Consider the following 15,955-nt stretch of genomic DNA (forward strand, 5'->3'; position numbering starts at 1 on the left):
ATTTATTAGTTCGCTGATAGCAGAGTTTATTTAAAGAGTAGCATTAAATAATGCTCCCTATTATGTTTCACTCTATTAGCACTACTACGCTCAAGGAGCTTCTGCACAATATTATTTTTTTTCTTGTAATAAAGTGCGTAACCCTGCGGCTTTATTCTCGATTTCATCCCATTCTTGCAAAGGTGAAGATCCGGCAACGACCCCCGCACCAGCATAAAGCGTTAATGTATCATCATGCAATTCACCACAACGTAAACTAACAGCAAATTCAGCATGAGATAATCCTAAATAACCGGCGGAGCCGGCATACCAACGCCTTTTAAAGGGTTCATGTTGATGAATAAATGCGCGAGCAACAGTACGGGGTAAACCACACACAGCCGCAGTAGGCTGTAAGCGTTTTAAACAATCAACATCATCTGTATCAATAAGTTTACCGTGAATATAACGACGAAGGTGCTGTACTTTGCGTAATCGAATTACATCAGCAGGCGAAACATCAATACCTTCTATTCCACCTTGTAAGCGCTGACAAATATCATCAACTACGACTAAATTTTCATGCTGATTTTTCTTGTCATTCATTAGCCAATCAGCAAGTTCCCTTGCTTGTTGCTCATTCTCAGAACTTGCTACAGTACCTGCTAATGCTTCGGTATAAAGTTGTTTTTCATCACGATAATACAAGCGTTCAGGCGACGAACCAATAAACGCATCTGAAGGAGAAAATGCCAACATATAATGATAGCAATGATGGTTAACATCACGACTTGCTTTCATAAATTGAATAGCTTTAAGCGGATTATCAAGTGTTAAACACGTTGCTCTTGCAGGAACAACTTTTTCGAAGGTTCCCTGCTCAATCTCATGTAAAGCAAGCTCAAGGTAGTTAACCCACTGATCTTGAGTTAATGAATGTTTTACTGAAATAACAGAAACAGAAAGCGGTGAAATTTCTAGCTCATTATTTAATGTACTTAGAAAAGTTAATGCATCATCTCTATCTTTTTCACCAAGTAAGTTGATATGCACAGAGAGTTGCTGCTGCTGACGTCTTATTTCAATTCTGGGCAAGAAAAGGTAAGCATCATCGCCACTTTGTTGATCAATTCGGCCAGGAATAATGGTATCCCACGCATTTAATCCCCAAATACGAACATCATCAGTATTAGATTCATTTTTATGAGTATTTAAAAACTCTCGCGCATCACGAATATGATTAAAACAACATAATTGTCCGCAAGCCGCGATTTCCTCATATTCATCGCGATGCTGCCAATAAAACTGAGGGTAATACGTTTGTGCCGCAAGCCAAGAAAGTAGTGAAAATGAAACGTCTGAGGCCAAGGCGACTTTCAGATGTAAAAGATTACCTTGTGCTGTCAGATTTATATTTTTAACTTTTTCGTACAGTGTCGAAAACACAGGTTTAACCTTTTCCACTCCAAATACCCGCAACTAATTAAAAAGGAGATTATACGTTTCTATAAGAATTATCAAAGAGCTGATTAATTATAACCTTTGTCATTTATCAAAGTTTTGTATTTTTCATGTTACAAAGTAGAAGAGTTAACCAGCTATCTGTAAATAACAAATGTGTTATTTCAAAATCATGCCATAGAATTAATATTTATTATACCTAAGAGAGAGGTTATATGGATACAACCATCTTTGAATATGTTGATAAAATCATCGAAAAAACAGAACTTCCAGAAGTTACGCTAGGTTTAATACTCGGAAAAAATATTGAAGGAGGTAGAAGCCCTGGCATTTTTACTTCTTATGATCTTAAAAAAATTAAAAACTATATCGATAAAATATTAATACTTCCTTATCAAAAAGAAACAGTTATTGAGTTTCTTGGATATGACGATATTAATATTTCTCAAATTTCTTCAGATAATATTCAAGCTCTTTTTTTAAGAATGAGAGAACATGCTTTTGGGTGGAATAAAATAGAATATGCGATTAAACAACAAGCAATAGATCTTGAAATTATAGGAAGAGAAATCACAACAACTGGAGAACATATTTTATTATTTATTAGTCAAATGCCATTACTCGATAAAATAAATATAAAATTAGAAGACATCTCAGAAGAAGAAACATCAACAATTAAATACACACAACAAGATAAAGAAGTAACAACCCAACTTATTACTATTTTAGAAAGTATGAAGAGTGATATTAATGATGAGTATCAAAAAACAGTAAAAATAAAGAATATGGTTTGTGACTTTAGAGCAAAAATAACTGGTGGAGAAAGTAGTAATGGTACTTTCTATCAATCAATTTACTACGATATTATTAGTAAAAAAAGAATTATTAATGAATACCTTAGCAGTAATAATACATCATTTATTGAAGAAAAAAGTATCTTAGAAAATGAACTTGAAGCTTTAAAAGAAGAATATAAGCAATTTGTTAAACTTGCTTTTACAGGCTTAGCCTTTGGTATTGTAGGTGTTATCATCACAGGCGGTATTTTTGGTGCTAAAGCAGAGGAAGCACGCAAGAAAAAGAATACTATTATTGAAAAACTTAATCAAGTAAATAACAATATAAAAATCCATTCTAATATTTCATTATGTTTACAAAAATTTCAAACAGATTTAGATGAGATTGAACAATATATCGAAGATGCCAATATGGCACTAGAGCATCTTGAATATATGTGGCAAACAACATTAACTGAAATTAATGCCTCACTGATAAATTTAAAAAAAGTAGATAATGCTATGGAACTTATTCGTTTTAGTATTTACTTGGAAAAAATGATTTCACCTTGGTATATGGTTATAGGCTATTCAAAAGAGATGATTGCTATATTTGATGAAGCATTATCGGCTTTTTATGCCTCTAAATAACAAAGGAATTGTTATGAATAAAATAAATATAGATACTAAAGAAAAATTCGAACATTCAATCTTTTTTAATGCTATAAAAAATATTCGCCAAATTAGTACTCATCTATCGAAGAACAACGATGAACTGAATAATAAACTTATCTCAATTTATATAAATAATAATAGAATGTTAGATAGCATTATTAGTTTTTCCATTTCTATTAAAAGTAGATTAAAACAGAAACTATTAACAGGGACAATCGGTACCCTTGGTGAAATTGATAACGAAATATTACAAAAATCACAAAACTTAGAAATAGTCAAAAAATTAAGTAATGAACGAAGGATAATTGAAGATATTTTAAAAGAAGAAATTGATGAATCAATTGATATTATCAATTTTCATCAAGTTTTTATTAATAAAAATAAAGAGTTTTTAAGTAAGTTTAATTTAAAAAAAGATATTGAACCTTTAATTATTACGGAAGAAAAACATGCCGAAGAAGTAGGCAATAAAATTCTTTTAAATAAAGAAAATATTTTTAAGCTTAAAGAAAAAATTGACATTATTACTAAAAGTGAGGATATCATTAACAATGAAAGTATCATTGATATTTTTAATGTCGGTATTCCCTCAAAAGAAACGATTTCATCATTAAATATAGATATTTCAGAAAAAAACATATTAAAACTACTTATAGATTCATTAGATAATCTACTTTCTCAAATTGATAAAGGTTTTACATATCAAAATCTCATTGAGACACGCCACCAACTTATTGATGATTACCTTGCTGAACTCAAAAATTTAACTGTGCTAGAAAATCAAAAACGCATGATTATTTTTACTCAGACCTATTATCACTCATTAGTTAATATTGAATCTTATTTTAATTTATTAGCAGAACAACTAACATTACTCGAACAATATTGGAGCTCTCTTATTTATCAATTAACTCAGTTAAAAAACAATATATTAGATACAAATAACATTATTGAACCACATATATTATTCTTAGGTAAATTTTTAGATGAATACTAATTAGCGGATTATTATTTTATCTTAATAACTTGAATTAGTTAGCAGAAAATAACAATACATTAGGATAAAGAAAACTGTTAGATATAAAAAAGCCTGATTAAAAAATCAGGCTTTTTTTAAGTTAACTAAATTATGGATTAATTCACAGTAGGTGAAATAATGGAAAAGTTAGTTAATTCAATTAATGGCTGTGGCCAAATACCTAACGCAATAACGATTATTGCACAAATTAACGCAACAAAAGCGGCCATATTTTGTGATGTAGTCGTCATTACAGGTGTGTTGTCGTTGTCTGGTTTGCGTAAGAAAACTATTGCAGCAGCACGTAAGTAATAGAACAGACCAATAGCACTACCTAATACTACCATGCCTGTTAACCACCATAAGCTAGAGTCGATACCTGCAATAATGACATACAGTTTACCGATAAAGCCTAACGTAATTGGTACACCTGCTAATGATAACATCATCAGTGACATTACCAGCGCAACAACCGGACGACGCCAGAATAACCCACGATAATCTTCGAGTAATTCAAGCTCCCCTTCACGGTATGGGCTGGAAGCAACGGCAATTGCACCAAATGCACCTAAGCTAGCAAATAAGTAACCCGCTAAATAAATTTCAGCGGTTTCTTGCGCAAGCACAGGGCTGTATTGCAACACAATCAATGCAACTAACAGATAACCAAGGTGCGATACAGAAGAGTAACCCAATAAACGTTTTACGTTTTTCTGTGTCAGCGCCATGATGTTACCAAACAGGATAGACGCTATCGCCATTACACCTAAGATCATGCGTAACGTTTCACTGTCTGCTGCGGGTGCTTCAAGGAATAAACGCATAACCACTGCGAAAATACCAATCTTACTTGCTGTGGCTAAAAACGCCCCTGTTGGTGCTGGTGCACCTTGGTAAACATCAGGAGTCCACAGTTGGAATGGGAATAACGACAACTTAAAGCCAATTCCCACCAGCATCATTCCTAAACCTGCTAACACTAAAGGTTTGTGGATATTGCTATCACTCAAGCTTTGGCCCATTGCAGTAAACGAGAGGTTTCCTGCTTCGGCATAAAGAAGTGCCATACCAAATAATAAGAAAGATGATGCCGCTGCTGAAAGCAGCATATATTTTATGCTCGCTTCCAGTGATGGACGTTGTTGAAATGCGTAACCAATAAGACCAAACAACGGTAATGTCAGTAACTCAATCCCAATAAACATCGATGCGAAGTGGTGTGCAGAAGAAAGTAAAATCCCCCCCACTACCGCTATCGCAACCAGCATATAAAACTCTTCTTTGTTATCTTGATAACCTTCTAACCAAGGATAAGCAAAAGCAATGGTTCCAATCCCAGCAATAATAATTAATGCGGTGAAGAAACTAGAATACCCATCGACATGATAGAGCGTTGTCACATCTACTACGCCTAATGCATTAACGTAATAAAGCGATCCTAGCGCAATGATAAAACCAGTGACTGTCAAAGTGGCAATAGTAAAATGATCGCGTCGCCACGCAATGGCCAGCATCACAACCACCACCGTCAATCCGACGATCAACAGCGGTAGCATTGCGATCAGTTGTTGAGGAGTTATTGTCATGGCGAATTACGGCCTTACTGTTGAGATAGAAGCGGAATACCAAGTCTGGAGATTTTCCATCGCTGATATTGAAGTATCTAACACCGGTTGCGGGAAGAAGCCCAAAATAACCAGCATGACAACTAACGACATCAGGATAATAAATTCTCTCAGATCTAACCCTTTATAGGTTCTTTCAGCTGTTTTCGGTGAACCATAGTAAGCCTGTTGCATCATCCACAACGCGTAAACAGAAGCAAAGACTAAACCAAAGACCGAAATAATCGTGATCAGTTTAAATTGACCATAAGTACCAAACAGGATCATAAACTCACCAACAAAGTTACCTGTTCCTGGCATTCCTAAAGAGGCTACCGCAAAGAACAGTGAAAACGCAGGTAAGAAACGGATGCTTTTCCACAATCCACCCATTTGGTTCATATCACGAGTACCTAAGCGCTCATACAGCATGCCACACATGATAAACAGACCTGCAGCTGACAGACCATTGGTGATCATTTGAATAATCGCGCCTTGGTAAGCCAATACAGAGCCAGCATAAATCGCAATAACGATAAAGCCCATGTGAGAAATACTACTGTAAGCCGCGAGACGTTTAATATCAGTCTGACGGAACGCTAACAATGCTGCGTAGAAAATGGTAATTAAACCTAACCACATTGCAACAGGCGCAAGTAATGCAGACGCTTCAGGGAATAATGGTAAATTGAAACGCAATAAACCATAAGCCGCTGTTTTAAGCAAAATACCTGATAAATCGACAGAACCCGCTGTTGGTGCTTCTGCGTGAGCATCAGCTAACCAGCCATGAACAGGTACAATAGGCATTTTCACCGCAAATGCAGCGAAGAAGCCTAACATCAGGATAAATTGCAGCTCTGAACCTAATACAGTGTGTGCTTGTAATAATATGTCGTAACTAAAGGTCCAAATACCTGTTTCGCGGTAAAAAGCAACCGCTAACCCGATAATTGCCAATAGCATTAACAGACCACTTGCCTGTGTATAGATAAAGAACTTAGTCGCTGCACTAACGTGTTTCTTATCGCTACTTCCTTTGTGTCCCCATAAAGAAATCAGGAAATACATTGGGATTAACATCATTTCCCAGAAGAAGAAGAATAAGAATAAATCCGTTGCCAAGAAGACTCCCATTACACCTGCTAAAATCCATAGCAAGTTAAAATGGAAAGCCCCTTGTGATGGCTGATTTTCATTCCACGAAGAGAGTACTGCTAAAATACCCAAAATCGCTGTTAATACAGTCATCAGCAATGACATGCCATCAAGTGCAAACTGGATATTAATCCCTAACGCAGGGATCCACGGCACAAAGTAAAACTCTGTCCAACGTGGTGCTCCATCCGCACTGATAAGATGATAATCGCCCTGCAACCAGAGTTGCACAGAAATAACGAGTGTTAATCCCATCGTCAGCAACGCAACCCAGCGAGGGATTTGCGAGCCGATTCGTTCAGCCTGCCAACTTAGCAGGCCACCGATGAAGGGAATAAGTATTAGCCAGGGTAATAACATGGCGCAATGTGTCCCTTAATTAAACCAGAAGCAGCAGAGCGATAACCAGCACTGCACCTAAACCGAGAGAAGCCGCATACCAACGGGCTAGTCCATTCTCACTGAAACTCAATCCTTTATTGGCCCCTTTAAACAGGCAGCCGAAAGAATTAAAGAATTGATTAACAGGATCATTTTGAATAAGCCATGCCGCACCTTTATAAGGTTTGACAAACAGCACTTCATACAGCGCATCAAATCCCCAAGCATGGAACCACCATGTTGAGAAGAAACGACCCGTACGAGTATTGGCAACCTGAGAAACACATTGACGCTGTTTCAGATATAACCACGCTGCAATGGCAACACCCACAATCGCTACCACACCAGAAAGAGCTTCCAATACATACTTACCATCATGTGATGCTGTGCTTTCTGGGAAAACCGCACCTAAAGGCTGAGTGATCAACGCACCAATAAAGGTGGATAACACAGCCAGTACCGCTAATGGGAAAGTATGAGTAAAGCCTTTAACTTGATGTGCTTCGGTTTTGGTCTCACCGTGAAATACGATAAAAATCAAACGGAAGGTATAAAGTGATGTAAACAACGCACCAATCAACCCTGCAAGCATCATATTAAAATGCCCGTTTGAATACGCACCCCATAAGATTTCATCTTTACTGAAGAACCCTGCCGTTAACAGTGGTAATGCAGATAACGCTCCGCCACCTATTAAGAAGCAAGCATAAACAAATGGGATCTTCTTACGTAAACCGCCCATCTTAAAGATATTCTGCTCATGATGGCAGGCAACAATAACGGAACCTGCTGATAAGAACAGTAATGCTTTAAAGAAAGCGTGTGTCATTAAGTGGAAAATTGACGCATCCCATGCTTGTGCCCCTAAAGCCAAAAACATATAACCAATTTGGCTCATGGTTGAATAAGCGAGAATACGTTTGATATCAGTTTGTACCAGCGCTGCAAAACCGGCTAATACCAGCGTTACTGCACCAATAATACCGACTAATTCCAGTACTTCAGGTGCCATTAAGAATAAATCATGGCTACGCGCGACTAAGTAAACACCGGCTGTTACCATCGTTGCGGCGTGGATTAATGCAGATACAGGCGTAGGGCCTGCCATCGCATCTGCTAACCAAGTTTGTAATGGTAATTGTGCTGATTTACCCACTGCACCACCTAATACCATTAACATTGCCCAGTTAATCACCGTCGAGCCTGATTCCATAAGTAATGGAGCTTGCACCGCCATTTCGCGAAAGCTCAATGTACCTAACTGATCGTAGAGAATAAACATACCGATAGCTAAGAACACATCACCTACACGCGTTACGATAAATGCTTTCATCGCAGCAGCGCCGTTAGCTGGATTGCTGTAATAGAAACCAATTAATAGGTAACTACACAGACCAACCCCTTCCCAACCCATATACATCAACAACATATTATCTGCGAGAACTAATACAACCATGCTCGCAATAAATAAGTTGGTATAAGCAAAGAAGCGAGAATAGCCTTCTTCACCGCGCATATACCAAGAGGCATACATATGAATTAAGAAACCAACACCCGTAATAACACCCAGCATAGTTAGTGACAAACCATCAAGAACAAGGGTAAATGGGATATTGAAATCCCCAACTGCCATCCATGTCCATAAAGTTTGTACTTGAGTTTCTTGCCCTTGAGCAAAGAAATCCATACCAACCCAAAGCGTTGTTAATGCTGATAAACCAACTGAACCGGTACCAATCCATGCTGATACATTTTCTGACCAACGACCACGTGAGAAAGCGAGCAGTAAAAATCCCAGTAGTGGTAGCAGAATGGTTAAATAGAGTATATTCATCCGCGCATCTCACTAACTGTATCAATATTAAGGTTTTGACGATGGCGATGTAGTTGTAACAACAATGCCAAGCCAATACTTGCCTCTGCCGCTGCCAAGCTGATTGCCAGAATATACATTATCTGACCATCGGTTTGACCCCAAAAGCTACCGCCGACAACAAATGCCAGTGCAGCTGCATTAATCATTATTTCTAGTCCGATCAACATAAACAACAGGTTGCGGCGAAGTACTAAGCAGGTAAAACCTAACACAAACAGTACCGCAGCCAAGATCAAACCATGTTGAAGAGGTATCATTTTTGCTCCCCTGCATTTTCGTTTTCGACGAGGTCATCATGGCTCTGATCGCGACCAATATGATAAGCAACAATCAACCCTGACAATAAGAGTACTGACGCTAACTCAACGGCCAGAATATAAGGTCCGAACAGACTAATGCCAACTTCTTTAGCACCAATGACTTCGCCACTAATCTCACCATGAGTCACGCTACTAATCGCATAAATGAGCACCGCTAACAAAGCAATAGATAACAATGCAGGACCAATCCAATACTTAGGTTGTAGCCATTGTTTTTCTTGATCAACAACGGCTTTGCCTAAGTTAAGCATCATCACCACGAAAACAAACAGCACCATAATGGCACCCGCGTAAACGATGATCTCTAATGCACCGGCAAAGTAAGCGCCAAGTGAGAAGAAAACCACTGAAAGTGCGATCAACGATATAACCAAGTACAATAAAGCATGTACTGGATTGGTATGCGTAATAACTCTCAGTGTTGCAAGGATTGAAATCAGTCCCGCTATGTAAAATGCAAATTCCATGAATATCGCTCCTTACGGTAACAGGCTTTTGACATCGATAGGTTTAGCTTCGTCGTCCGCTTCACCTTTATCTTTGCCGTTAATCGCCATACCTGTTTTACGGTAAAAGTTATATTCAGGATATTTGCCCGGCCCAGAAATCAACAGATCGTCTTTTTCATAAACCAGATCCTGACGCTTGAACTCACCCATCTCGAAATCAGGTGTTAATTGCAATGCTGTTGTCGGACAAGCTTCTTCACATAACCCACAAAAGATACAGCGAGAAAAGTTGATACGGAAAAATTCTGGGTACCAACGACCATCTTCGTGCTCGGCTTTTTGTAATGAAATACAGCCTACTGGACAGACTGCTGCACACAGGTTACAAGCAACACAACGCTCTTCTCCATCAGGATCACGCGTCAATACAATACGTCCACGATAACGTGGTGCAACATTGACAGGTTCTTCCGGGTACATCTGTGTTTCGCGCTTGGCGAAGGCATGTAAGCCAATCATCCAAATGCTTCGTACCTGGGTGCCGAAACCAGTCAATAACTCTTTTAAAGTCATGGTTCAATCACCCCTTATTGAGCGTTGTAAAGTATCACTGCAGCAGTTACCAGCAGATTGATTAAAGTTAACGGTAAGCAAATTTTCCAACCGAATGACATCACTTGGTCATAACGCGGACGCGGTAAAGATGCACGAATAAGGATAAACATCATCATGAAGAATCCTGTTTTCAGTGCAAACCAAATAAATGACGGTAAGAAAGGCCCTTGCCAACCACCAAAGAACAGCGTCACGATTAAGCCTGAAACCGCAACGATACCGATATATTCACCCACAAAGAACAGACCGAATTTCATACCGGAATATTCAATATGGTAACCATCTGCTAATTCTTGTTCGGCTTCTGGTTGGTCAAATGGGTGACGGTGACATACCGCAACACCCGCTATCGCAAAGGTAATAAAGCCAAAGAATTGAGGAATAACATTCCAGACAGTGGATTGTGAGTTAACAATATCAGTTAAGTTAAATGACCCTGCTTGTGCCACAACCCCTAAGATAGAGAGTCCTAAGAACACCTCATAACTTACGGTTTGTGCTGATGCACGCATTGCACCTAACAGCGAGTATTTATTATTACTTGACCAACCAGCGAACAACACGGCATATACCGCAAGCCCAGCCACCATCAAGAAGAATAAAATACCGATGTTTAAGTCAGCCACAACCCAAGTTGAGCTAACAGGGACTATCGCAAAAGAAAGTAATAAAGAAGAAAATGCGATAACCGGTGCGATGGTAAAGATAAAGCGGTCAGCAAATTTCGGGATCCAGTCCTCTTTAAAGAACATTTTGATCATATCCGCAATTAGCTGCGCAGAACCTGCATACCCCACACGGTTAGGCCCATAACGGTTTTGGAACAGGCCGAGTAAGCGACGTTCACCCATACTCATAAAAGCACCACAAGTGACCACAACAAGGAGGATCACGACGGCTTTTAAGACTGTGAGTAAAATCTCAGTAACTTCAGGAGATAACCAGCTCATTATGCAATACCCCGCAGATGACGAACCGATGCACCAACCAGTGATGGGGAAATACCCGCCATACCTAACGGTAAACCAATTTGACCTTCAGTTAGGTGCATACTGATTTTCACCGGTAAAGTAAATTCACGGCCTTCGTAAGTAAACATCGCTTGCTGCCCTTGAGTTAAGGCTAATGCTTTAGCATCAGATTCACTCAATGTTAAATAAGCGGCTTCCATACGAGATTGGATAACTTCAGCGCGTTGTGACAACTCTTCACTACCGAATAAACGATAATAAGGTGCAACCATCCACTGATTTTTCTCAACATTAAATGCCGCTGGGATTTCAGTGAAATAGCCAAGTGTATTTTCATCACTTTCAATTAAACGCACACCTGGATCACCAAAGCGTAAGCTGCCACCCACTTCAGCTTGGAATTTATTCCATGCTTGAGGTGAGTTCCAACCCGGAGCCCATGCAAATGGAATTTGCTGACGAGGCGCTGTTGGGCTGTTATTACCTTCCATTGAGAAAGCAAATGCAGTGTCGATATCTTTTGGCTGACGTTGTTCATGAACAGAAACATTCGCCAACATAGAAGTACGACCACTATAACGATGCGGTTCACGCGCCAGTTTTTGTCCACGAATACGGAATGCTGCATTTGGTGCTGCATCAACAATGCCCGCAAACTGAGGAAGACGCTCTGCACACAGTTCAATGACATGGTCTAACTGAGTCCAATCTAAGCTTCTTTCGTGCCACATTGAATCAACACCACTTAGCCAGCGCCAGCTTTCATGCATAACAATATCTTTGTTATAGAATGATGGCTCGAAGACTTGGAAGTAACGTTGTGCTCTACCCTCTTGGCTAACCAGCGTACCGTCGCTTTCAGCGAAACTAGAGGCAGGAAGAACAAGGTGAGCTTTCGCCATAATATCGGTTTGCTGGTGGTCGATAACAATCAGGTTATCTACTTTAGCTAACGCATCATCAATCACATCAGCGTCAAAATGACGATATAAATCGTTTTCTACCACAACAACGGTATCAGCTTGGCCACTGCGCATGATTTTTAATGCATCATCCAATGGTTTCGCATTCATCATTGCCAATCCCATGCTATTTGCATCATCTGCAACATAAGAAAGACCAACGTCATTACCTTTTGCTTTTAATGCAAATGCAATGTTCGCAGCAGCTTTGATGACATCTTCGCTACCCGCATGGCTACCACTAATAATTAATGGTTTTTTCGCTTGAGACAGTGCTTGAACAATCATATCGATATGTTTATTCAGTGCCTCATCGATGCCTTCAACCGCAGGCGCTTCACCGTTAATACCGTTTGCTATCGCAAAACCTAAACGCGCTTGGTCAACAACTGGGGCGCAATAGCTCCACGCAGCCACATCATCAAGACGAGTTTCATCAACGTGAGTGACAAACAGTGGATATTTAGCACGTTGACCGATATTCATAATCGCTGCAATTTGCCAATCAGCCACTTTTTGCGCCGCTGCCATTTCACGTGCTTTACCTTTCACCGCTTGGCGAACAGATAGCGCCATACGAGCACCGGTTTGTGTTAGGTCTTCACCTAATACAAGCACCGCGTCATAATTTTCAATTTCACGTAAAGAAGGCGTACGAACTCCTCCTTTTTGTAAAATATCAAGCATTAGCGTTAAACGTTTTTGCTCAGCGGCTGAAATTCCACTATAGAAGTTTTCAACACCAACCACTTCGCGTAGTGCAAAGTTGCTTTCAATACTTGCACGAGGTGAACCAATACCGACAACACGTTGACCTTTTTTCAGCATCTCTGCTGCGGCTTGTGTTGCTTGCAGCGCATTGATTTCTAACCAATTGCTACCTAAACGTTTTTTAGGCTGACGAGGTCTGTCTGCTAAATTCACATAACCATAGCCAAAACGTCCACGGTCACAGAGGAAATAGCGGTTTACCGTTCCGTTATAACGGTTTTCAATGCGACGTAATTCACCATAACGTTCACCTGGGCTTGTGTTACAACCCATGCTACAGCCTTGACAAATACTTGGCGCAAATTGCATATCCCACTTACGGTTGTAGCGAGATGAGTGCGTTTTATCGGTAAATACACCCGTTGGACAAATCTCAATCAAGTTACCTGAGAATTCGCTCTCTAAGGTGCCATCTTCAACACGACCAAAATAAACGTTGTTATGCGCACCAAAGACGCCAAGGTCAGTACCATCAGCATAGTCTTTGTAATAACGAACACAGCGGTAACAAGCAATACAACGGTTCATTTCATGAGAAATAAACGGTCCCAGATCTTGGTTTCTATGTGTACGCTTAGTAAAGCGATAGCGACGCATAGTATGACCTGTCATTACCGTCATATCTTGAAGGTGGCAGTTACCCCCTTCTTCACAAACTGGACAATCGTGAGGATGGTTTGTCATATACCATTCAACAACGCTTTCACGAAATTTCTTCGCTTCTTCATCATCAATAGAGATAAACGTGCCATCAGTCGCAGGTGTCATACAAGACATCACCAAACGACCGCGAGTATCCTCAGCATTTTGATATTGCTTAACCGCACACTGGCGGCAAGCGCCAACGCTTCCAAGCGCCGGGTGCCAGCAAAAATAAGGAATATCGAGCCCCAAGGTAAGGCAGGCTTCTAACAGGTTATCTGCCCCGTTAACTTCATATTCTTTGCCGTCTACATGAATCGTAGCCATAGTCAGCATGCTTCCCAAAGGCCTGCATTGCAGGCGTTAAACCTAGAATGTATCGTGAAAAACTACCAGCGATCTTTCAGCAAGTTAGGCTGAATACCTCTGATAAGGTTGGCATTCGTATAATCTTCTTGAATGATGCCGGCCTCAAATTCTTCACGAAAATATTTAATGGCGCTTTGTAGCGGTTCTACCGCACCTGGCGCGTGAGCACAGAATGTATGTCCTGGACTTAAGGAACGACATAAATGCTCGAGTGTTTCGATATCTCCGGGGCGACCTTTACCTTCTTCTATCGCTCTTAAGATTTCGACACTCCAAGGCAAACCATCACGACATGGTGTACACCAGCCACAAGATTCACGAGCAAAAAACTCTTCTAAGTTACGCGTTAATGAAACCATATTAATTTCATTATCTACCGCCATAGCGAGTGCAGTGCCTAAACGGCTACCCGCTTTTGCTATCGTGCCAAAATCCATTGGGAGATCGAGATGATCTTCAGTTAAGAAGTCCGTACCCGCACCACCTGGCTGCCACGCTTTTAGCTTAAGGCCATCACGCATACCACCTGCGTAATCTTCAAGAATTTCGCGTGCCGTTGTACCAAAAGGCAGTTCCCATAAACCCGGATTTTTTACTCGGCCAGAGAAACCCATTAATTTTGTCCCTGCGTCTGGGCTTTTTCCTGCGCTTAAACCGATATACCAATCTTTCCCGTGTTCAATAATTGCTGGCACGTTACACAGTGTTTCAACGTTATTAACACAAGTTGGTTTACCCCATGCCCCCGATGTTGCAGGGAATGGTGGTTTAGAACGCGGATTAGCACGACGCCCTTCAAGGGAGTTAATCAATGCCGTTTCTTCACCACAGATGTAACGACCTGCACCTGTATGAACAAATAATTCGAAATCGACACCTGAACCAAAGATATTTTTACCTAAAAATCCAGCTGCTTTCGCTTCTTCTATTGCCTGGCGCAGATGCTTTGCTGCTTCGATATATTCACCACGCAGGAAGATATAACCACGATAAGCTTTCAGTGCGTGAGCGCCGATGATCATCCCTTCAATCAGCAGATGTGGAAGTTCTTCCATCAGAAGACGGTCTTTATAAGTTCCCGGTTCCATTTCATCTGCGTTACAAAGAATGTAACGGATATTCATGCTTTCATCTTTTGGCATCAGGCTCCATTTCAAGCCTGTTGAGAATCCCGCACCACCACGCCCTTTTAGGCCAGCATCTTTAACTTCGTTTGTCACCTCAGTCGGTGACATACCTTTTAATGCTTTTTCTGCCGCTTTATAACCGTTTGTTGCACGGTATTCATCCAGCCATACAGGCTGACGGTCTTCGCGTAAACGCCACGTAAGCGGATGTGTTTCTGCGCTGCGAATAACCGGTTTCACTCCTGAAATTGCTGTCATGGATATTGCTCCAGTAACTGTTCAATATTTTCAGGTTTGACAAAGCTGTGAGTGTCGTCATCTACCATCATGGTAGGACCTTTATCACAGTTGCCTAAACAACAGGTCGGCAGCAATGTAAAACGACCATCCGGTGTAGTTTGCCCGGGAATGATATTTAAATGTTTTTCAATAGCGGCCTGAATACCTTGATACCCTGTAATATGGCAGACCACACTGTCGCAGAAGCGAATAATATGGCGACCAACAGGTTGGCGGAAAATTTGGCTATAGAACGTAGCAACGCCTTCAACATCACTCGCGGGGATCCCAAGCACATCAGCAATCGCATAAATTGCACCGTCTTCGACCCAACCTCGGTTCTTTTGCACAATTTTCAGTGCTTCAATAGAAGCAGCTCGCGGATCTTCGTAATGGTGTTTCTCATTTTCAATTTCAGTGCGTTCTTCTTCTGTTAAGACAAAAGCCGCTTTCTGTGAATGAGTGACATCTACGATATCAATCTGCGATGCATGCTCTTTTTGGTTTAATTCATTTTGCATG

General features: G+C 40.3%; 13 protein-coding genes. 2 read left to right on the forward strand and 11 right to left on the reverse strand.

Annotated elements, in window-relative coordinates; genetic code table 11:
* Positions 1-111: 111 nt before the first annotated feature.
* Positions 112-1,443 (reverse strand): isochorismate synthase, encoded by a 1,332-nt coding sequence (locus PH4a_RS00445; protein WP_129036933.1) that lies wholly within the window; start codon positions 1,441-1,443, stop codon positions 112-114.
* Between the two features lie 212 nt (positions 1,444-1,655).
* Between PH4a_RS00445 and PH4a_RS00450 the strand changes: the two genes are divergently transcribed.
* Together PH4a_RS00450 and PH4a_RS00455 are read left to right on the forward strand one after the other, a co-directional pair.
* On the forward strand, positions 1,656-2,867 hold the full coding sequence (locus PH4a_RS00450; protein ID WP_129036935.1) for an alpha-xenorhabdolysin family binary toxin subunit A: 1,212 nt from the start codon (positions 1,656-1,658) through the stop codon (positions 2,865-2,867).
* A gap of 13 nt (positions 2,868-2,880) precedes the next feature.
* Positions 2,881-3,888 carry an alpha-xenorhabdolysin family binary toxin subunit B gene (locus PH4a_RS00455; RefSeq protein ID WP_129036937.1) on the forward strand — a complete coding sequence of 336 codons (1,008 nt, stop codon included), beginning with the start codon at positions 2,881-2,883 and terminating at the stop codon, positions 3,886-3,888.
* Positions 3,889-4,025: 137 nt separating this feature from the next.
* On the opposite strand, the gene nuoN is transcribed toward PH4a_RS00455, so the two are convergent.
* The 10 genes from nuoN to nuoE form a co-directional block, all read right to left on the reverse strand.
* Positions 4,026-5,495: an NADH-quinone oxidoreductase subunit NuoN gene (gene nuoN, locus PH4a_RS00460; RefSeq protein ID WP_129036939.1), complete on the reverse strand. Its 1,470-nt coding sequence runs from the start codon at positions 5,493-5,495 to the stop codon at positions 4,026-4,028.
* Between the two features lie 6 nt (positions 5,496-5,501).
* Positions 5,502-7,031, reverse strand: coding sequence for an NADH-quinone oxidoreductase subunit M (nuoM, locus tag PH4a_RS00465; RefSeq protein WP_064720454.1), 1,530 nt, complete (start codon positions 7,029-7,031; stop codon positions 5,502-5,504).
* 19 nt (positions 7,032-7,050) lie between these two features.
* The gene (gene nuoL, locus PH4a_RS00470) at positions 7,051-8,886 is read right to left on the reverse strand and encodes an NADH-quinone oxidoreductase subunit L (protein WP_129036941.1); all 1,836 of its coding nucleotides are present in this window, start codon (positions 8,884-8,886) and stop codon (positions 7,051-7,053) included.
* Positions 8,883-9,185, reverse strand: coding sequence for an NADH-quinone oxidoreductase subunit NuoK (gene nuoK / locus PH4a_RS00475; protein ID WP_129036943.1), 303 nt, complete (start codon positions 9,183-9,185; stop codon positions 8,883-8,885). The genes nuoL and nuoK overlap by 4 nt, the downstream gene beginning before the upstream one ends.
* Positions 9,182-9,715: an NADH-quinone oxidoreductase subunit J gene (gene nuoJ / locus PH4a_RS00480; protein WP_129036945.1), complete on the reverse strand. Its 534-nt coding sequence runs from the start codon at positions 9,713-9,715 to the stop codon at positions 9,182-9,184. The genes nuoK and nuoJ overlap by 4 nt, the downstream gene beginning before the upstream one ends.
* Before the next feature lie 12 nt (positions 9,716-9,727).
* Positions 9,728-10,270, reverse strand: coding sequence for an NADH-quinone oxidoreductase subunit NuoI (gene nuoI / locus PH4a_RS00485; protein ID WP_036935576.1), 543 nt, complete (start codon positions 10,268-10,270; stop codon positions 9,728-9,730).
* A 14-nt stretch (positions 10,271-10,284) separates the two neighbouring features.
* Entirely contained in the window at positions 10,285-11,262 is a 978-nt protein-coding gene (gene nuoH, locus PH4a_RS00490; RefSeq protein ID WP_064720458.1) for an NADH-quinone oxidoreductase subunit NuoH, read from the reverse strand.
* Entirely contained in the window at positions 11,262-13,985 is a 2,724-nt protein-coding gene (gene nuoG / locus PH4a_RS00495) for an NADH-quinone oxidoreductase subunit NuoG (protein ID WP_164971513.1), read from the reverse strand. Before nuoG ends, nuoH begins: the two co-directional genes overlap by 1 nt.
* A 62-nt stretch (positions 13,986-14,047) precedes the next feature.
* Entirely contained in the window at positions 14,048-15,412 is a 1,365-nt protein-coding gene (gene nuoF / locus PH4a_RS00500; protein WP_064720460.1) for an NADH-quinone oxidoreductase subunit NuoF, read from the reverse strand.
* The gene (nuoE, locus tag PH4a_RS00505) at positions 15,409-15,954 is read right to left on the reverse strand and encodes an NADH-quinone oxidoreductase subunit NuoE (protein WP_064720461.1); all 546 of its coding nucleotides are present in this window, start codon (positions 15,952-15,954) and stop codon (positions 15,409-15,411) included. The genes nuoF and nuoE overlap by 4 nt, the downstream gene beginning before the upstream one ends.
* Between the last annotated feature and the right edge of the window lies 1 nt (position 15,955).

This window comes from Proteus hauseri, from assembly GCF_004116975.1.
Lineage (GTDB): Bacteria > Pseudomonadota > Gammaproteobacteria > Enterobacterales > Enterobacteriaceae > Proteus > Proteus hauseri.